Raw genomic sequence first — 19,076 nt, 5'->3', positions numbered from 1 at the left:
GAGGGTTTTAGTTGATGAATCATTTAGCCAAGCAGCAACAAATCACAACGCCGGCACTTAAGGACATGCGGATAGATAGCCCATTTTGGTCGAGATATATTCAGTTGGTGAGAAACACGGTCATTCCGTATCAGTATGAAGCTATCCATGATCGGATTCCTGAGGCGGAAAAGAGCTTTGCCATTCAAAACTTCCGAATTGCAGCAGGTCTTGAATCAGGGGAGTTCCAAGGCATGGTGTTTCAAGACAGCGATGTTGCAAAATGGTTGGAAGCAGTCGGATACAGCCTGCAGGTTATGCCTGATCCAGATTTAGAGAGGCTGGCAGACGAGGTCATTGATTTGGTTGCTGCGGCGCAGCAGCCCGACGGTTACTTGAACACGTATTTCACGATTAAAGAGCCGGATAAGCGATGGACCAATTTGGCTGAGTGCCATGAGCTATATTGTGCAGGCCATATGATGGAGGCGGCTGTTGCTTATTTTGATGCTACTGGCAAGCGCAGGCTGCTCGATGTCATGTGCAAATTTGCTGATTATATTGATTCGGTTTTTGGAAAAGGAGAGGGGCAGCTTCAAGGATACGACGGCCATCAGGAAATTGAGCTGGCGTTAATCAAGCTGTACCGGGCTACGGGAAATGATCGTTACCTGAAGTTAAGCCAATACTTCATCGATGAGAGAGGACAATCGCCTAACTATTTAACAGAGGAGTGGGAGCTAAGGGGACGAAAAACCTTTTTCCCTGAGATGAAGGATTTCGGCGGGGATTACGCACAGGCGCATGAGCCGGTGAGGCAGCAGCAGCAAGCGACTGGTCATGCCGTAAGAGCAGTCTATATGTACACCGCCATGGCGGATATCGCTGCGGAAACCGCTGATGTTAGTCTCTATGAAGCATGCAAGCGCTTGTGGGATAATCTAACAGGCAAAAGAATGTATATTACGGGGGCAATCGGTTCACAAGCCTTCGGCGAACGGTTCTCCTACGATTATGATTTACCGAACGATCTCGCATATGCGGAGACCTGTGCTTCGATCGGACTTATTTTCTTCGCGGAACGGATGCTCCGGCTGGAGCCGAACAGCCAATATGCGGATGTGCTCGAGAGAGCTCTTTACAATACCGTACTCGCCGGTATGTCGTTGGACGGTAAAAAATTCTTTTATGTTAATCCGCTTGAGGTTGTGCCTGAGGCATGCCATCACCATAATAAACAGCATGTGAAGGCTGAGCGGCAGGGCTGGTTCGGTTGTGCCTGCTGTCCGCCGAATGTGGCACGGCTTTTGTCATCCCTTAGTAATTATGTCTATTCCACGAGCGAGAAAACCGCATTTGTCCATCTTTATGTAGGCGGTGAGGCAAAATTGAAGCTTGGTAMATATAACGTTCGGCTCGTTCAAGAGACCGATTTTCCGAACGATAACAAAGTTGCCGTAAAGGTGTTTCCTGGCGGTGAGGCCGTCATTTCTCTAGCATTTCGGCAGCCGAACTGGTGTCCGACAATGCGAATATCGGTCAACGGAGAGCCGATTTTGACTGACGGCCGCCTGGTGAACGGCTATATCATGGTTGATCGGCTATGGAAGGATGGAGATGTGGTCGAATTAGATCTGGAGATGCCGATCATCCGCATGAATGCGAATCCGCTCGTTCGCGAAACGATTGGTAAGGTCGCCCTGCAGAGAGGGCCTTTTGTCTACTGCTTGGAAGAAGCCGATAACGGGAGTTTGCTGCATGAGCTATTGCTACCGAAAGAAGCGGAATTACAAGCTATCTATCAAAGCGATCTTCTTGGAGGTGTTACGATTATTCGCGGACTAGCGGAACGAACCTCGGCCACCGATTGGAACGGCAAACTCTACAAGCCGGCCTCGTCAGAAACCAGCGTCAAAGCAGCGGTAACGTTCATTCCTTATTACGCCTGGGCTAATCGAGAATGCGGCGAAATGACAGTTTGGATGAGAGAGGAATAGGGCCGAACTCAAGTTCGATCTCCGCCAACAAATAATGTTAAAAGAATAGATGTAGAGGCACATTTGCGGAAGGGGCTGTCCCGGAAGGTCTTAATAGACCTACAAGGACAGCCCCTTCTGTTTGCTGGCGGTTATCATTCCTAAACGTTTTTCAGCTAAGCTTTAGCCTTTTGTTTAGCCTCGAATTGCAGGCAAGGCTTCCCGGAGGAAGACAAGACCGTGAGACTTGGCATCGTTTTTGTTTTAAATCCAAAGGCTTTGCATCCTCTAGGACTAACAGGATCCCATGTAATATAAAAATGTTTGCATTTCATACAGTCAATGCGTGGATTCTCCGTCATTTTTGACCTCGCAAAAGATATTGTTGATTAAGTATAACTTATATCAGGGGGAGCTACAGTCTCTATTTCGTACCCAATTCGAATCATTAGGCCATAATATTTATTCAAACCATACATAAATCCCAATAATTTGTAAAACATGCTAACATCAGTTATTTTAACAGCTGCCAGATCTGCTCTAGATTAGATCGTCATACCCATAGTGAATTATGGAGGGAATATAGTTGATTATTATGTGCAGGCTGATCCAAACCAAGAGGCTGAAAATAGGAAAGAAAAAAAGTTTTTTCGCAATCAATTTAATTTTGCTTGCGCTTATTCCGATTTTTACTTACGCTGAGCTGAAGGTTTCGTATAAACAAACGGATCGGAAATGGTATCAAGTGATCGAACGACGGGCACGATTTATATTCAAGCGGCACACTAGATTGTTTGAGAAGCGGAAGATGATGTTTAATAAGCGAAATATGTTATCCTTATACGTACCCCTAACGGATGTCTTAACATTTTTATTACGTCATATGATTTTTGGCCATTTTTTGTGGAGAAGCGGGCTGGACAATTCTTATGGTTACAGGGATCTAAATGCGGGGGATGTCTTATTGATTCGTCTCATTCGCATCACATGTCCCAATGATTCTATATATTGCTGCAAGCGGGTCAGCTTGTTGACTATCCCGTACGGATCCTTTTTAATACTGTAATGTCTACGGGATTATTCATCGCTGCCGAATTGAGGAATGACTTCCATTTTCCCTTATCGTGCTTGTGATTTGGCGGATTATGGCACAGATCCACTGCTTTGATGTCTTTACGAAACAGGACAACTTGAATTAAAATAGCTTGAAGATACGGAAACGTACTACAGATTGGGGGACGCTCATGTCAGAGCAAACAGATCTCTTTGCAAATACAGCGGCCGCAGACCGAAATTACGAGGCCGATGATATACAGGTGCTTGAAGGTTTAACTGCTGTCCGAAAAAGACCGGGTATGTACATAGGTAGTACAAGCAGCTCGGGTTTACATCACTTGGTTTGGGAAATTGTCGACAATGCGGTCGACGAACACTTAGCCAAGTTTTGTTCGGCTATCGAAGTTACCCTGCATAAGAACGGAGCAGTAACCGTTCATGATAACGGACGAGGTATACCGACCGGCATGCATAAGACCGGCATACCGACGCCTCAGGTTGTTTTTACGATTTTGCATGCAGGCGGAAAGTTTGGCGGCGGGGGATACAAGAAGTCTGGCGGCCTGCACGGCGTTGGCGCTTCGGTAACGAATGCCCTATCGGAGTGGCTGGAGGTCGATATCTTTCGTGATGGCAAAATTCATCGTCAACGGTTCGAATATTGGATCGACGAAACGGGCCGGGAGCATGTAGGTGAGCCTGTTCGAGGCTTAGAGATTATCGGGACAACAAACCGGACGGGCACTAAAGTTACATTCAAGCCGGACGGCCGCGTATTTCAGAACGGGACGACGCTAAGCTATGATACGCTTGCGGAAAGGCTTCAAGAAATCGCTTTTCTTAACTCGGGCCTTAAGGTGTCAATTAAAGATGACCGAAGCGGCAAGCAGGATGTATTTCATTACGAGGGCGGGGCGCGTCAATTCGTTCAGTTTTTGAATGAAAACAAAACGGTGCTGCATGACGTTATTCACTTTGCAAGCGAGCGGGATGAAATTGAAGTTGAGGTTGCTCTCCAGTATAACGATGGCTATACCGAAACCATCGCTTCTTTCGTTAACTCCATTCCGACTCGCGGCGGCGGCACACATGAAACCGGTTTTAAAACGGCATATACGCGAGTAATGAATGATTATGCACGTAAAGCGGCAATGCTGAAGGATAAAGATAAAAATCTTGAAGGCAATGACCTGCGTGAAGGCATGATGGTCGTCATCAATATCAAGATGTCCGAGGTGGAATTTGTCGGCCAAACCAAAGATCAGCTCGGCAGCTCCTCTGCCCGTAGCGCGGTCGATGCGATCGTTTCCGAGAAAATGCAGGTTTTTCTGGAGGAAAATCCTCAGATCGCCCATATGCTGTTGAAAAAATCACTCCAAGCCTCAAAAGCGCGCGAAGCCGCCCGCAAGGCGCGCGAAGAAATCCGCAGCGGCAAGAAGCGGAGCGAGAGCTCCAACCTTAACGGCAAGCTAACCCCTGCGCAATCTAAAGATTATACGCGTACGGAGCTATTTATCGTGGAAGGGGATTCCGCCGGCGGTTCGGCCAAGCAAGGCCGTGATTCGAAATACCAAGCGCTACTGCCGCTCAAAGGCAAGCCAATGAACCCGGAGAAAGCGAAGCTTATCGATATCTTGAAAAACGATGAGTACAAAGCGATCATATCGGCCATCGGTGCGGGCGTAGGTTCTGAATTTGTAGCGGAAGAATGCAACTACAACAAAATAATTATTATGACGGATGCGGATACGGACGGCGCTCATATTCAAGTATTGCTTCTTACTTTTTTCTATCGTTATATGAAGCCGCTTATCGATTTGGGCCGTGTGTATATCGCGCAGCCGCCTTTGTACAAAATTACCCGTAAATCAGGAAAGCTGGAAACGATCCGATATGCATGGACGGATGAACAGCTGCAAAATTATTTAAAGGAATACGGCAAAAATTACGAGCTGCAGCGTTATAAAGGACTTGGAGAGATGAATCCTGATCAGCTCTGGGAAACAACGATGGATCCAGAGAAACGTACGCTGCTCCAAGTGCAGATCGAGGATGCTGCCAAAGCAGAACGCAGAGTTTCGACGCTGATGGGCGATAAGGTAGATCCGCGGAAGCGATGGATCGTAGAAAATGTCGACTTTATGGAATATGAGGAGTAGGGGGATTTCTGCATGAGTATGCTGGAACAATTTTTACCGGCGTTTTTGGAAGAGGTTGTGGGAGACCGCTTCGGACGCTATTCAAAGTATATTATTCAGGACCGCGCCATTCCTGACGTTCGCGACGGCTTGAAGCCGGTGCAGCGTCGTATTCTATATGCGATGTATGATTCGGGAAATACGCCGGACAAGCAATACCGCAAATCGGCTAAAACGGTCGGCGACGTCATGGGTAACTATCATCCGCACGGTGATTCGTCCATCTATGAAGGTATGGTAAGGATGGCACAGCCATGGAAGATGGGGCATCCGCTCGTTGACGGACACGGAAACTGGGGCTCGCAGGATGATGATCCCGCGGCAGCTATGCGTTATACAGAAGCGCGTTTGTCCGCTATTGCGATGGAACTGCTTCGTGATATAGAGAAAAGAACGGTTCAGTTTAAAGATAATTTCGATAATACAACGAAGGAGCCGGTAGTGCTGCCGTCGCGGTACCCTAATTTGCTCGTTAACGGGACCAGCGGCATCTCTGCCGGCTTTGCCACGGAGATTCCGCCTCATAACCTGCGCGAGATCATCGATGCTTGTATCGCGCTTATGGGCAGTCCTGAGCTTACACTGGAAGAGCTCATGACTTATGTCAAAGGCCCGGATTTTCCGACCGGAGGCATCATTATGGGCGAAGAAGGTATTCGCGATGCTTATGCAACTGGCAAGGGACGTATTTACATACGCGCCAAAACAGCGATCGAAGACATGCGCGGCGGCAAGCAGCAGCTGGTCATTACTGAAATCCCTTACCAGGTCGTTAAATCCCGTCTGGTTACCGCAATGGAAAACATCCGGATCGAGAAAAAGGTCGAGGGCATTGCAGAGGTGCGCGACGAGAGCGGACGTAACGGACTCCGAATTGTCGTCGAGTTTAAGAAAGACGCCGATGCGCAGGGGATTCTAGCCTATTTGTTTAAGAAAACCGATCTTCAAGTGGCATACAGCTTCAATATGGTCGCAATCGTCAATAAAACGCCGATGCAGCTTGGTTTAAAGCAAATCTTGTCGGCCTACATCGAGCATCAGAAGGAAGTCGTCACCTTCCGGACGAAATACGATCTCGAAAAGGCTGAGGATCGGGCACATGTGGTTGAGGGTCTCGTAAAGGCGCTCAATATCTTGGATGAAGTTATCGCAACGATCAAAGCCTCCAAAAACCGTGCGGACGCGCAAGATAATCTGATCGCGAAGTTCGGTTTCACCGCTCGTCAAGCAGATGCTATTCTCACCTTGCAGCTATACCGCTTAACCAATCTCGAGATTACGACGCTTGAGAAAGAGCTTAAAGAAGCAATGAAGAAGATTGCTTACTTAAAATCAATCTTGGCAAGTGAGAAAAAGCTTATCGGCGTCATCAAGGATGAGCTTCTTGAGATCCAGACGAAATACGGGATTGATCGCCGTTCAGATTTGCGCGGAGAAATTGAAGAGCTGAAGGTAAACCTTGAAGTGTTGGTAACGCCTGAGGATGTTCTTGTAACGCTCAGCCAAGACGGTTACGTGAAACGGACAAGCATGCTTTCATTTACGAGGTCAGGTGGCGAGCTGCAAAATGCCGGCGTCAAGGAAGGCGACTTTGTAAAAGAGCTCCTTGAGGTAAATACGATAGATAATTTGCTGCTATTCACACGCAAAGGCCAATATTATTTATTGCCGGTCCATCAGATTCCGGAATTCAAGTGGAAGGAAACGGGGACTGCAATCGTTAACGTTGTGCCGATGCCAAAGGATGACTCGATCGTTAGCGTGATTCCGATTAAAGACATTCAATCTTCCACCGCATCGCTTGTTTTCGTAACTAAGAAAGGCCAGGTCAAGCGGACGGAGCTTAAGGAATACGCCACAACGAGATCAACCGCTGTAGCAGCATGCAAGGTTTCGGACGGGGACGAAGTCATAAGAGTTGTCCTCAGCGACAGCTCGAAGCAAATTATGCTCGTAACGAAGCAGGGAATGAGCATACGTTTTGCTGAGACTGAGGTTAATCCGATGGGCAGAGTGGCAACTGGCGTTAGAGGAATCCAGTTGAAGGATGGAGACGAGCTTATCGCTGCGGAATGGGTTGCTGAAGATGAAGGCGAAGTGCTCGTCATTTCCGATATCGGATACGCTAAGCGAACGCTGCTTCTGGATTATCCGATACAAGGCAGAGGAGGCAAAGGCGTACAAACCTTCGAATTTAAAGAAGGCAAGCGAGTACGTCCGAACGGAGCCTCACTCGTCGGAGCTTATTATAGCAAAGCAGCGAAAGAAATTGTTGCGTTTACCTCATCGGGTGCAAAGTTAATTGCTACTTCGGAGAAGGCTCCGATTGAAGAGCGTAAAGCGATTGGTAAGCTGGTGTTCCCGGTTGAGAAATCGGATGTAATAACGAATACGCTCGCACGCTCTAGCTCAGATTCTAATCAAAAGGCCGATTAGGCGGATCAAACCGTTCAATCACTTCTAATATGGCTTCAAGCATGACCCACAATGGTACCAGCTCATCCGGGCGGTCCAGCCATTGTGGGTCTTTTATGATGCCGTAACTTTTGATTTTTTCCATGATAATCGCTTTTCTTTCTTCCACTCGGTACACGCTCCTTACTTTATAAGCATAAATAGACATGGCGCTGGGCCTTCGCCACATTGTATGTCTAACGCTGTCATAATGTTCGACTTCGTATCGATTAATAGCGCAAATTATTAATCGGGTTAATCTTTAATTCGACATTAAAGACTGCTATAATTAAAAACAAATAGTTGGAAATTGACAGAGAGTTGGTGTGAGAGTATGGTGTCTGGAGAATTTACTCGATTATGGACGAGGCTATCACGGGATTGGAAAACTAACTTGGAACAATCGCTAGCTCCATTAACGGAAGGCCAGCTTAACGTACTTGAGCTGCTGCTTCAGCATCAGCCGATGAAACCTTCGGATCTACTGCAATACTTGGCTACTACGCCTGCTGCGATTACGACGCTGCTTGACAGGATGGAACGAAATGAGTTGATCGAACGCACGCGTGATGATAATGACCGAAGAATCGTGTGGGTTTCTGTATCGGAGAAGGGAAAGGCTGAGGCGGATCGCGGTACAACGATTCGAACCGAATTGATCGAACAATCGTTGGACCGCATTTCCTCTCATAATCAGCAGCTGTTGGTTTACCTGTTGGGCAAAGTTGCTAATTTGTAAGCACTAGCGGTGGAAGAGCTTATTTCATAGAATCGAGCCGATTGCGCAGCATATCGTAATTTTTTTTTAGCACAATGTAGTCGGCTTCTGTTAGTAAGGTATCGGTAATCGCAGTAATCGTTTCTTCAATCGGCAATACGCGGTAGCGGTAAGAATTATCGGGTTTATAACGATGGACCCATGTCGGAATCGATTCGATATCCGTAAAGTCCACGGTGCCGTCCGTCATATTTTTACGAACATTTACTTTGAAAATAACCCCGTAATCCTTCGAGTCGCCCCGCTGGTTAGAAATGAAATTACCCATAGAATAAATAATAAGACCTTTTTTTGCATGGCCGTTCTCATCGGTCGTTTCAACGACTTCATAAGGCTGCACGACATGTGGATGCGAACCGGCGATAATATCCGCACCCGCAGCTACTAAGCTTCTAGCTAGACGTTTTTGTTCATCATTTGGCGTAATTTGATACTCTGTCCCGAAGTGCAGGGAGACAGTAATGAAATCTGCGCCGGCATCTCGGAGCTTTTTAATATCTGCTTTTATTTTTTCTTCGTCTATCAGGGAGACAAGGTATGGCTTACCTTCCGGAATCGGAATTCCGTTCGTTCCATAGGTGTAAGCCAGCACTCCCATTACAATGCCGTTTTTCTCGGATAACACGGCGCTGTCGGCTTCCTCTTGCGACGCAGCGGTTCCTTTAAACGGAACATCAAGTGCTTTGAGGTTCTCAATTGTACGCAGTATGCCGGCTTCCCCTTGATCCAGAGAGTGATTGTTGGCATTCGTAATGATGTTAAAGCCAGCAGCCTTGAGCGCTTCGCCAAGCTCCACGGGTGCATTGAATTGCGGATAACCGGAATAACCGAACTCTGCGCCGCCCATCGGGGTCTCCAGATTTGCAATGACCCAGTCGCCCTGCTCCAAGATAGGCTTAACCTCCGCAAAAAAAGGATTGAAATTATATCTGTTTGCCTTTTTGTCAAAAGCGCCTGGCAGCTGCGGGGTATGCATCATCACATCGCCTACAGCCATCCATACTGCGTCTGCATATACAGGCTCAGGTGTTGGCGTCGGCTCAATCACAACGGGGGATGGCGAAGGCGTAACGGTTGCTTGCTCATCAGGTTCAGGCCCTGCAGTTGCTGACGGATTTGGGTCAGACGGCTCAGGTGCGCGATCCGTAAGGAAGGGCACTAAAAAGATGATTAGCAATCCAACGAAACAAAGTACTAATAATAGGGCTTGAAATTTTCGGTGCCGTTTGCGGCGCATTTAATATTCGTCCTTCCTTGTTACGCATTGCTTAACATGCCGGAGGCCTCTTCAAGCTGCGCATCCATCCACCATGTCCAGGCATCCGAGCCGCTTGGGACGGAGCGGAAGCTCATCCGTTCCTTTGAAACGGGATGAGGGACGGAGACAGAGGTCGACCATAATGCGATTTCAGCAATACCGGCGGTTGGTTTGGCGCCATATTTAAGATCGCCGACCAGCGGACAGCCTATGTGTGCAAACTGCGCGCGAATTTGATGAGGTCGACCCGTATGCAATTTAACGGCGATAAGTGAATAACGGCCGGAAACGGCTGCCACCTCGTAATCTAAAATGGCTTCTTTTGCATCGCTTGTCGGTTTATTATAGACCGTGACTTGATTTTGCTTGTTATCCTTGCGGATAAAATTCGTTAGGCGGGCCTGGGGCTTGTTGGGTACTCCTTGTACGACGCAGACATAAGTTTTTCCAAAATCGCGGCTGCGAACCGATTCGGATAGTCTGGAGGCGGCTTTCGATGTTTTGGCAAAAATCATGACTCCGCCAACCATGCGGTCAAGCCGGTGAACGAGGCCGAGAAATACATTTCCCGGCTTGTTAAATCTTTCCTTTATGTCCTGCTTAAGCAGTGTCAGCATGTCGGGATCGCCCGTGTCGTCCTCTTGGGAGAGAACGCCGGGCGGTTTCACAACAGCAATAATGTGATTGTCCTCAAATAACACCTTGATCGACATTACTTAGACTCCCAGCGTCCCAAAATACCGCAGGGCAAATTAAGGCCGGATTTCGTAATCGGCAATCCGATTTCCCCGCAATTGATCTCGCCGCCGTATTTTGCATTCATCGTCATATGCAGCAGGTTGTGCAGCACAGAAGGAGAGAGCCCCGTCGTATAAGAGTTGATAAGCAAAAACAAAGGATTATCGGACAGAATAGATGTGCAGGACTGCAAAAACGGAAATAGATTTTCTTCGAGCTTCCAAGTTTCGCCATTCGGCCCCCGTCCATAAGACGGCGGATCCATAATGATTGCATCATATTGCTTGCCGCGGCGCTGTTCGCGCTGCACGAATTTGAATACATCATCCGTAATATAACGAATTGGCGCAGATTCCAGTCCTGAAAGCTGTGCGTTATCTTTCGCCCATTGGACCATGCCCTTAGCCGCGTCCACATGGCATACCTCAGCGCCTGCAGCGGCAGCAGCAACGGTAGCGCCACCCGAGTAGGCAAATAGATTCAGCACGCGTATAGGCCTGCCTGCGGAGCGGATTTTGTCCATCATCCAGCTCCAGTTGACCGCTTGCTCCGGAAATAAGCCGGTATGCTTAAAATTCGTTGGTTTAATGTGAAAATTAAGCTCGCCATATGAAATGGTCCAGCGCTCGGGAAGCGTGTCGCTCATCGACCATTGGCCGCCGCCGGAGTTGCTGCGATGGTAATGCCCGTCTGCTTTTTTCCATAAGCCCGTTTCGTTTGTAATCGGCCAAATGATTTGCGGATCGGGACGACGAAGCGTATAATTGCCCCAACGCTCCAGCTTATCCCCGTCTCCCGTATCTATAACCTCGTAGTCTACCCATTTATCTGCTATGTACATGTTTTTCGTAACCCTTCCTTGACGTTGTTTTTGTAATATAATAAATGTCATCGATAATTATATCGAAGCTAACACAATGAAGCAATGAAACCTATGGAAATGGAGGCTGGTATTTATTCGAAAGCAACAGAAGAGGTGGCTTATTTCGTTAATTGTGAGCGCAGTGCTGCTTGCCATTCTAGCAGCAGCTATCCCCGAGAAGGATGGCAATGCGTTTGATCAATCAGCGGAAGCGTTGATGGGAAGTATAAGGAGTGACGGTTTAACTTCCGTTTTTAAGGTGTTTTCCTATTTGGGATCAACCATAGCTATCGTATCGGTAACACTTTCAGCTAGCCTTATTGCAGGCTGGAAAAATGGGTGGAGGCGAGGTGCTTACATTCTGATAAGCGTGGCAGCGGCTTTCGGACTTAATTTATTGATCAAAATGTGGATCGATCGAGCGCGGCCATCGACTTCTTGGGGGATCGAGGCGGACGGGGCAAGCTTTCCGAGCGGAAATGCGATGCTCGCCATGGCTATGTTCGGACTAATCACCTGGAACATAATTGAATCAAGAGGATTGTCGCGCGGTGCGAAGGCATGGTTTACTGCAATCGTTATTTCTCTCATAGCTATGATGGGACTGTGCCGTGTTTATTTTCATGTTCACTACATAACGGATATTTTGGGCGGCTATGCAGCGGGGATGGCCGTCATCAGCCTTATTATGATTATCCATAATACTTACCAAAAAAGAGGAGCGGTTCATTTATGATGAGTTTTGAGTGTGAGTGCGGAAATAAAACGGTAATGTTTGCGACTGGAGACCGGGATGAGCAGGGCAGAGAATTTATTGAAATCGAAGATGATGAGAGATTGACCTTCACGATCGGTGATAAAAGTGTTCTGTTTCGTTGTTCGTTTTGCCGCTATACATACCGTTTGGAACAAATTTAATGATCAATTTTAATATTTAAGAGAATGATATTGGAAAGATTTAACGTTCGGAGTATGATAAACGAAAGTTGATTTGTATGTACAAGTACGGCGTCATACCCGTAATAACTTGCTGTCAAACCGACTCATGAGATGCCGAAGCTTCCTGTTGCCCGCGTGCTGTGGAAGCCGGAGCCATCGCTTCGCGACGCAGCCGAGAGCTGGATCTATGCCGGCGGCGCTCACCATACCGTATTCTCATACGTTGTACGTTGTTACTACGGAGCAGCTAGTGGATTGGGCGGATCAGGTTGGCATTGAAACGGTTGTTATCGATAAAAACTCGAGCGTTCGCAGCGTTCGTAACGAGCTGCGCTGGAATGATCTAAGCTACCGTATTCGTTAATTAATCCAATATTTCAGCATTTATAACATAAGAGGCTGCAGTTTAAACCTTTCACGGTTTAAAGCTTCAGCCTCTTTCCATCGTTATTCCGGTTTTTCTTTTTGAATTTTCGCAGGGTTATTGATTTTGTAAGGAATGGGGTGCTTCGTCAGCTTTTTCGCGACGAGCTTGCCTTCGAAATGAAGGATATCGCCAATTTCCAACTCAAACTTCTTTAGCGTTGCGCTATGGCTGGACCATGCATCGCCTACGGTGATCGCGGGATCCTCGATAACAACCGCTTCGTAAATAACGACTTCATCCTCCGTGTCTGRAAAATTGTTAGGCACTGTCGTAAATTCTTTTACGGTTGCTGCTATTTTGACCTTTTCCTCAGGGAGCTGCAGCTTTGGCTGCTTTTCTTTTTTTGTTTTTTCTTTCGGAGGGGTCTTTGCCGCAGGTGTTTGCGGACTTTCATCCTCGATTGGCAATGCCGCGTTCAAACTCGATTCTTGCTCGACGTTCATGGCTGTATCATAGGCGGCATCATTGCTGCTGCTCTCAGAACTTTCCGTTACAGAGGTTTCATCTGAAGCAATGGCAGCTCTCTGGCCGTAATTCGAAGCTTGCATTTCCTTTAAATAGGAAGGGTGAATACAATGCTTCTGCTCATTGTCGAATGAAATAACCGCAGTCATTTTATCGACAAATCCAATAATGCTGCAGGCAAGATGATTGCCGTGTCCTTTATAGAAAAAAGTTTTTGTTTTGGCAGCTTTCTCAGATAGCAAGCCCCATTCCTTGCATTTTTCTATTTGCTCTGCTTCGCTCTCGAAGGACATATACGTTTTGGGTTCAATAATGAAAGTATGCTGCATCGTTTCTCCGCCTTTCAATTTGTTCTCGTTTATTTTATCATTTTTTTAGAAGGAAAGTAGGCTATATTCTTAAAAGGAGGATCATATAATGAAGCTGTTTCATTTCAGCGAGGAAAGCTCCATCGATATTTTCGAGCCTAGAGTGAAAGAAAACCGCAAGGACATGCCCCCCGTCGTATGGGCGATTGATGATGTCCATGAATTCACCTTTTATTTTCCTAGAAATTGTCCGAGAATTGTATATACCAGAACGGATGAATTGAACGATGAGGATCGCAACAAATTTTTTGGATTGACTAGCTCTGATATCGTCATTACGGTTGAAACGGAATGGTATGAGCGAATTAAGAATACAACCCTGTACAAATATACGATGCCTGCACATACTTTTCAGCTGTTTGATGAATTTGCCGGATACTACATATCCACTCAAACCGTTAAACCAATTGAGATTGAAACGATAAACCATCTTTTAGATCGATTAGTCGATCTTAACATTGAAGTAAGGTTCACCCCTAGCTTGTACCCTTTAAGAGAAGCTATTCTAAACTCGTCTGTAAAAGATTTCGGCATACATAGATTTGCAAATGCCAAGCGTTAAGCAAAAGAAAAAAGTCTATTTTAATCACCGTTTGATCCTGAGATCAGACGGTGATTTTTGTTAAGTCAAAATCTCAGCCTGGAGACGGAGGCGGAATTAGGGCCAAAGCGCGAGTTTAAGTCCCAAGATTGATGTCAAAATGAAAGTACATATTCAAAGGGGGGAACTGCTGTGAAAGAAATCATTTCATATACTGGCGTGATAGAAAAGCCGTATGAGGAGGTCGTTCAATATCTTGCGACTATGCCGACAGGGCAAGTAAAAGCACACCATTTGCCGTTGCTGCTGACGGGAGCATCTGGCAGCGATGGTGCTTTGCATATCAAAGGCGGTCCTCAATTATTCACGGTTTATTCCGGCAGTGAGTTGGAAGCCATACGTGTCGCCTATATGGATATTGATGCTGCAAACGGATATTTTACTGTATTTGGAGGCTGGTGGTACCGCAATGATTACATGCTTAAACCGCATGCAAAAGGCTGCGAGGTACGTTATTCGATCGGAAATTCGGCATCTCCGCTGAGCAGATGGCTTGTTCCTTTATTAAAGGATTATAGGAGCCTGAAAAATGAGAAAAGAACAGGGCGCATGATGCGTGCTTTCGATGATTGGCTTGCTGATATTGGGGTAAGGCTGCAATGCAAAGCCTATCGTTGGAGTTAGATTTCCTAAAACAGAGAAAGCGGCTAGCCTTGTTGGGGCATGTCGCTTTTTCTATTTGTATCCTATGAAATAGAAAAAGAGAACTTCTGGCAAAAGCCAGTGGTTCTCTTCCGTGGATACCTTTAATAGCAGTAGTAGCGCTCCCAAATTTTGAAGGAATCATCTTTGTTTTTATCCCACCAACAGACTTCATCCCACCAATCATCATCGTCCAACCAATCAAACCAGCCTTTCGAATCCCAATCCTTATCAACCTTATGATTATTGGATGAATTTGAGTTGGATTGATTGTTGCTATTGTTTTGCTGATGGTTATTGTTATTACTGTTATTACTCTTCGTTACTGTAAACACTGATAATATACTGGATAAAAAACTTTTCTTATTATTCGAGTTTTCATTGCTGGAAGCGGCAAAAGCGGATGCAGGGAACATACACACACTGATAAGCAACGTAAGACATAAGATTTTTTTGAATTTGGACATGACGTCAACACCTCCCCCAACAAAACATCAATTGCGAACTTAATGTTCGTTATAAAGAATTTTATAATAAATAAGCCTATTTGTAAACGAACATTTCTCAAAAAATGGATAGTTTGGAGGGGGACTAAGGGCTTACAAACCGAAGTTTTAGGTAATCTGGGCGAGAGGAATAACAAGAAAAAGAAAGTGTTAAGTTATCGGAATTTTAATTCGATAAAATCACATTGACATTATCAAACTTTCTGTGTTATCATTTTGATATTATCAATACGACATTTACAAAGTGGCAATAGCCATGAAAGCGAGGTTTTCATCATGTTTGGTTTTCGGTTTATCAAGTTTCAGCCAAGCGATTACGTGCTCAAGGTGAAAAACGGCAAGGTTGTTCAAGAAGGCATTGGACTCTCATTTCATTATTACGAGCCTGTGACCTCCGTTGTCGTCGTGCCGATATCCTCCATTGATGTTCCATTCATGTTGGAAGAAATGACGCATGATTATCAGACAGTCACGGTTCAGGGGCAATTGACTTATCGCATCGTCGATTTTAAGAAAACCATTCAGCTCTTGAATTATACGTACAATTTGAAGAAAAAAGCCTATCTATCGGATGACCCCAATAAGCTTGCGCAGCGTGTCATTCACATCGTTAAAGTATTAATAAAGAAGCAGCTGGTCCAGATGCCGCTTAGAGAAGCTATTCAATCCAGCGAGCGCCTGGTTCAAAATGTTTCAAGCGAAATGAAAGTTAACGAGGAGATCGAGAAGCTCGGCATCGAGCTAATGGGTTTATCCGTGCTCGCTATTTTGCCAAATAAAGAGACGATGCGAGCGCTTGAAGCGAAGGCGCGGGAGGAAATTTTGCGTGATGCCGACAAAGCATTATACGAACGACGAAACGCATCAATCGAACAGGAAAGACGAGTGAAGGAAAATGAGCTTAGCACAGAAATCGCTGTCGAAACAAAGAAAAAACAAATTCGCGAGACGCAGCTGGACGCAGAGCGGCTGGTAAAGCAAAAGCAAAATGAAATGAAGGAAGAGCAGCTTTACTTCGATACCGCATTAGAGGAAAAGAAAGGGGCTTTGATCGAGCTCATCATATCGAACAAAAAAGCCGAGGCTGACGCCAAAGCCTATGAGCTGGCAGCCGTCATGAAAGCGATGAGCGGCATTGAGCCTTATGTGCTGCAGGCGATGACGAATATGGGCATGGAGCCAAACAAGCTCATTGCAATCGCATTCCAGGGCATTGCGGATAAAGCAGAAAAAATCGGCCAGCTCAATATTACGCCAGACCTGCTGCAGGGCATCATGTCCGGCGCCGGGATACCGGCATACGCTGGAAATAAGGGTGGGCAAGCGAGATGAACGATGCAATGACGAGCGACAAAATGATCTTGATCAAGCGTAAAACACGTTTGGAAGAATTAGTCGTGCGGTTTAATACGATTCAACAAGCACAGTTCTATATCGAGAGGCTAGGTGCCGATTTCAGTGATTATCTTGCCGAGGACGATTGCTATCGAAAAGCTGTTGCCTATGCGGCGGCCGAACTGAATGCTTTTGGAAGGGTTCAAATCATTGATCGGGAGCATTTACCGCAGTTTATCTTTGGAGAGCATGATACTGTCGTTGTCATTGGGCAAGACGGTCTTGTTGCCAACACCTTAAAGTATTTGAGAGAGCGGCCGTTAATTGGCATAAATCCCGATCCTAAGCGCTGGGACGGAGCTCTGCTGCCGTTCACAGTGAATGATATACGACGCATTGTCCCGGAAGTGCTTCACAAAAGGCGCCAGATCAAGGATGTAACGTTAGCAAAGGCGCAGCTGAATGACGGTCAGACTCTCTATGGAGTGAATGATCTCTTTGTTGGCCGAAAGACACATGTCTCTGCGCGATACCAGCTAGAGTTAGACAATCGAATCGAGCAGCAATCCTCGAGCGGAATTATTATCTCCACGGGACTCGGTGCGACTGGCTGGTTAAAGAGTGTGCTTGCAGGAGCGGCCGGCATCGTCAGCAGTACAACAAATCAGAAGGTTACGCTCATGTCAAATCAAAGGGAGAACGAAGAAGCCGGCTTTAAATGGCATTCGCCGTATCTTTATTTTACGGTTAGAGAGCCTTATCCAAGCAAGACAACGGCAGCTGGGCTTGTTTTCGGACAAATCAATGAGCGCAGGCCGCTTAGTATTACCTCTCAAATGCCGGAAAACGGGGTTATTTTCAGTGACGGCGTGGAAAACGATTTTTTGGAATTCAATGCAGGCGTGAAGGCGACGATTGGTTTAGCTGAATGCAAAGGGCAGCTGGTAGTTTGATGGAAAGGCGCCAAGGGATAACGGGCTGGACGAGAGGGACGAAACTTATCTTCGACGGATCAAGCAACCGGTGCCTTGGGTATTTAGCATTTTATGAATGATATAAGCGAGACTTACTCTACTTAGTTGATGAGGATCGGGTATAATAAAAGAAGTTTTTCCTTTATCATTCAAGATTTGGAATGTTAATTTGAGGCGATAGATTTGCCAATGAAATGGGGCTGGCGGCATGCTGCTATCAAAAGGTCAAAAGGTAGACGTTACAAAAGGACGCGAACTCACATCGATAAAGCTGCTTTTCGGATGGACAATTAAAGACTCTTCGATCAGCATAGATGCTGCTGCGTTCCTTCTGTCGGAAAGGAATCGCTGTGAAAGAGATGAGGACTTTATTTTTTATGGAAATCCTATGGCTCCAAGCGGAGCAGCAGCTCATAATGTGTCATTACAAGCCGCAGAGCAAGAAGCCGTAACCATAAACCTGCAGCGTGTGCCGGACCATACCGAAAAAATAGCATTTACGGTTACCATACATGAAGGCGAACGACAAGGACATTTTATGCAGGATGTGTCCGGCTTATATGTTCGGCTCATAGACGAAAGCAATGGTGAAGAGCTGCTCCGTTACGAATATGGCGCTGAATTTACGAAGGAAACAGCAGTAGTTGTCGGTGAATTGTATAGACATAGCGGCGAGTGGAAATTCAACGCGATCGGCGGTGGATTTTATGGCGGGCTTGAAGCGTTATGCACAAGCTTTGGGCTTGAAATTGAAGCCGATGCCTCAGAAGCGGCTGCAGCTGTTGAGGAGATCGTATTAACGCCAATTGATTTGCGAAAAAAGCTCGTTCAAATTACGTTGGAGAAAAAAAAGCTGACCCATGTCGTTGCTAAGGTAGGCATTGTTCTCGACATAACGGGATCGATGCAAACCTTATACAAAAATGGCACCGTGCAGGAAGTCGTTGAGCGGATATTAGCCGTTGCAAGTAAATTCGATGATAACGGCACACTTGATGTATGGGTATACGACACGCACTTTAGCCGCTTACCCTCGGTAACAGAACGGGATTTTGGCCATTATGTGCAAAATAAAATATTAAATAATAACGAAATTCATAAGTTTGGACGCAATAACGAACCGCCGGTCATGGAAGACGTTATTCGGAAATATACGGTCGAAGAAGATGACGGAATTCCAGTGTTTATAATTTTTATTAATGATGGCGGTGTAGTGAAGCCGATTAAGAAGGTAATCACCGCCGCTTCCGTCCATCCGATCTTCTGGCAGTTCGTTGGCATTGGCCAATCTGACTTCGAAGTGCTGAAGCAATTGGATACGATGGAAGGGAGAATCGTGGATAACGCTAACTTTATTCATTTGGATGACATTGCCGCCGTTTCGGACGAGGTGCTTTATGATCTTCTATTAAATGAGTTTCCAAGCTGGCTAAAGGCAGCTAAGGATAAGCGCATTATTAGGTAGTCATGATTGTTAAGAGTGTAAGCAAGGAAGCCCAATAGATGTTGCGGCTTTCTTT

At 46.1% G+C, this 19,076-nt stretch carries 17 protein-coding genes and 2 pseudogenes; 13 read left to right on the top strand and 6 right to left on the bottom strand.

Features of this window, described 5'->3' with window-relative positions:
- The first annotated feature begins 14 nt into the window (after positions 1-14).
- From AC1DLI_RS00790 to gyrA, 3 genes are all read left to right on the top strand, one after another.
- The gene (locus AC1DLI_RS00790) at positions 15-1,976 is read left to right on the top strand and encodes a glycoside hydrolase family 127 protein (protein WP_477599344.1); all 1,962 of its coding nucleotides are present in this window, start codon (positions 15-17) and stop codon (positions 1,974-1,976) included.
- Between the two features lie 1,223 nt (positions 1,977-3,199).
- Entirely contained in the window at positions 3,200-5,170 is a 1,971-nt protein-coding gene (gene parE, locus AC1DLI_RS00785; RefSeq protein ID WP_477598874.1) for a DNA topoisomerase IV subunit B, read from the top strand.
- 12 nt (positions 5,171-5,182) lie between these two features.
- On the top strand, positions 5,183-7,645 hold the full coding sequence (gyrA, locus tag AC1DLI_RS00780) for a DNA gyrase subunit A (RefSeq protein WP_477598873.1): 2,463 nt from the start codon (positions 5,183-5,185) through the stop codon (positions 7,643-7,645).
- Here the strand turns inward: gyrA and AC1DLI_RS00775 are convergent.
- Positions 7,626-7,793, bottom strand: a complete 168-nt coding sequence (locus AC1DLI_RS00775; RefSeq protein WP_477598872.1) for a hypothetical protein — start codon at positions 7,791-7,793, stop codon at positions 7,626-7,628. The genes gyrA and AC1DLI_RS00775 overlap by 20 nt on opposite strands.
- 204 nt (positions 7,794-7,997) lie before the next feature.
- Here AC1DLI_RS00775 and AC1DLI_RS00770 point away from each other — a divergent pair, with 204 nt between their 5' ends.
- A complete protein-coding gene (locus AC1DLI_RS00770; protein ID WP_308998833.1) occupies positions 7,998-8,402 on the top strand; it encodes a MarR family winged helix-turn-helix transcriptional regulator in 405 nt (134 codons plus the stop codon).
- 19 nt (positions 8,403-8,421) lie between these two features.
- Here the strand turns inward: AC1DLI_RS00770 and AC1DLI_RS00765 are convergent, their stop codons facing one another.
- The 3 genes from AC1DLI_RS00765 to AC1DLI_RS00755 are packed head-to-tail and all read right to left on the bottom strand — an operon-like array spanning position 8,422 to position 11,278.
- Positions 8,422-9,678 (bottom strand): CapA family protein, encoded by a 1,257-nt coding sequence (locus AC1DLI_RS00765; protein ID WP_477598871.1) that lies wholly within the window; start codon positions 9,676-9,678, stop codon positions 8,422-8,424.
- 20 nt (positions 9,679-9,698) lie between these two features.
- Positions 9,699-10,412 carry an RluA family pseudouridine synthase gene (locus AC1DLI_RS00760; RefSeq protein WP_477598870.1) on the bottom strand — a complete coding sequence of 238 codons (714 nt, stop codon included), beginning with the start codon at positions 10,410-10,412 and terminating at the stop codon, positions 9,699-9,701.
- Entirely contained in the window at positions 10,412-11,278 is an 867-nt protein-coding gene (locus AC1DLI_RS00755; RefSeq protein ID WP_477598869.1) for a class I SAM-dependent methyltransferase, read from the bottom strand. The genes AC1DLI_RS00760 and AC1DLI_RS00755 overlap by 1 nt, the downstream gene beginning before the upstream one ends.
- A 154-nt stretch (positions 11,279-11,432) precedes the next feature.
- On the opposite strand from AC1DLI_RS00755, the gene AC1DLI_RS00750 reads away from it, so the two are divergent.
- The 3 genes and pseudogenes from AC1DLI_RS00750 to AC1DLI_RS00740 all read left to right on the top strand — a co-directional run.
- Positions 11,433-12,035, top strand: coding sequence for a phosphatase PAP2 family protein (locus AC1DLI_RS00750; RefSeq protein WP_477598868.1), 603 nt, complete (start codon positions 11,433-11,435; stop codon positions 12,033-12,035).
- Positions 12,032-12,217, top strand: coding sequence for a hypothetical protein (locus AC1DLI_RS00745; protein ID WP_308998838.1), 186 nt, complete (start codon positions 12,032-12,034; stop codon positions 12,215-12,217). Before AC1DLI_RS00750 ends, AC1DLI_RS00745 begins: the two co-directional genes overlap by 4 nt.
- Positions 12,218-12,328: 111 nt before the next feature.
- Positions 12,329-12,602 (top strand): annotated as a pseudogene (locus AC1DLI_RS00740) (L-arabinose isomerase); the annotation flags it as partial.
- Positions 12,603-12,685: 83 nt separating this feature from the next.
- Here AC1DLI_RS00740 and AC1DLI_RS00735 read toward each other — a convergent pair.
- Positions 12,686-13,459 carry a hypothetical protein gene (locus AC1DLI_RS00735; protein WP_477598867.1) on the bottom strand — a complete coding sequence of 258 codons (774 nt, stop codon included), beginning with the start codon at positions 13,457-13,459 and terminating at the stop codon, positions 12,686-12,688.
- Between the two features lie 88 nt (positions 13,460-13,547).
- Between AC1DLI_RS00735 and AC1DLI_RS00730 the strand changes: the two genes are divergently transcribed.
- Both AC1DLI_RS00730 and AC1DLI_RS00725 read left to right on the top strand, forming a co-directional pair.
- Complete coding sequence (locus tag AC1DLI_RS00730) at positions 13,548-14,060, top strand: DUF6886 family protein (protein WP_477598866.1); 513 nt, start codon at positions 13,548-13,550, stop codon at positions 14,058-14,060.
- A gap of 171 nt (positions 14,061-14,231) precedes the next feature.
- On the top strand, positions 14,232-14,723 hold the full coding sequence (locus AC1DLI_RS00725) for a hypothetical protein (protein ID WP_477598865.1): 492 nt from the start codon (positions 14,232-14,234) through the stop codon (positions 14,721-14,723).
- Positions 14,724-14,845: 122 nt separating this feature from the next.
- Here the strand turns inward: AC1DLI_RS00725 and AC1DLI_RS00720 are convergent, their stop codons facing one another.
- Positions 14,846-15,208 (bottom strand): hypothetical protein, encoded by a 363-nt coding sequence (locus AC1DLI_RS00720; RefSeq protein ID WP_477598864.1) that lies wholly within the window; start codon positions 15,206-15,208, stop codon positions 14,846-14,848.
- A 315-nt stretch (positions 15,209-15,523) separates the two neighbouring features.
- On the opposite strand from AC1DLI_RS00720, the gene AC1DLI_RS00715 reads away from it, so the two are divergent.
- The 4 genes and pseudogenes from AC1DLI_RS00715 to AC1DLI_RS00700 all read left to right on the top strand — a co-directional run bounded on the left by AC1DLI_RS00715 (position 15,524) and on the right by AC1DLI_RS00700 (position 19,021).
- On the top strand, positions 15,524-16,579 hold the full coding sequence (locus AC1DLI_RS00715) for an SPFH domain-containing protein (RefSeq protein ID WP_477598863.1): 1,056 nt from the start codon (positions 15,524-15,526) through the stop codon (positions 16,577-16,579).
- Positions 16,576-17,535, top strand: a complete 960-nt coding sequence (locus AC1DLI_RS00710) for an NAD(+)/NADH kinase (protein WP_477598862.1) — start codon at positions 16,576-16,578, stop codon at positions 17,533-17,535. The genes AC1DLI_RS00715 and AC1DLI_RS00710 overlap by 4 nt, the downstream gene beginning before the upstream one ends.
- Positions 17,536-17,764: 229 nt before the next feature.
- A pseudogene (locus AC1DLI_RS00705) lies at positions 17,765-18,283 on the top strand (TerD family protein); the annotation flags it as partial.
- A 21-nt stretch (positions 18,284-18,304) separates the two neighbouring features.
- Positions 18,305-19,021, top strand: coding sequence for a vWA domain-containing protein (locus tag AC1DLI_RS00700; protein WP_477599342.1), 717 nt, complete (start codon positions 18,305-18,307; stop codon positions 19,019-19,021).
- Positions 19,022-19,076 lie beyond the last annotated feature (55 nt).

The organism is Paenibacillus sp. 01T443, from assembly GCF_056398325.1.
Note: the sequence above shows the minus strand (reverse complement) of the source record. Positions and strands in the feature narration are given on the sequence as shown.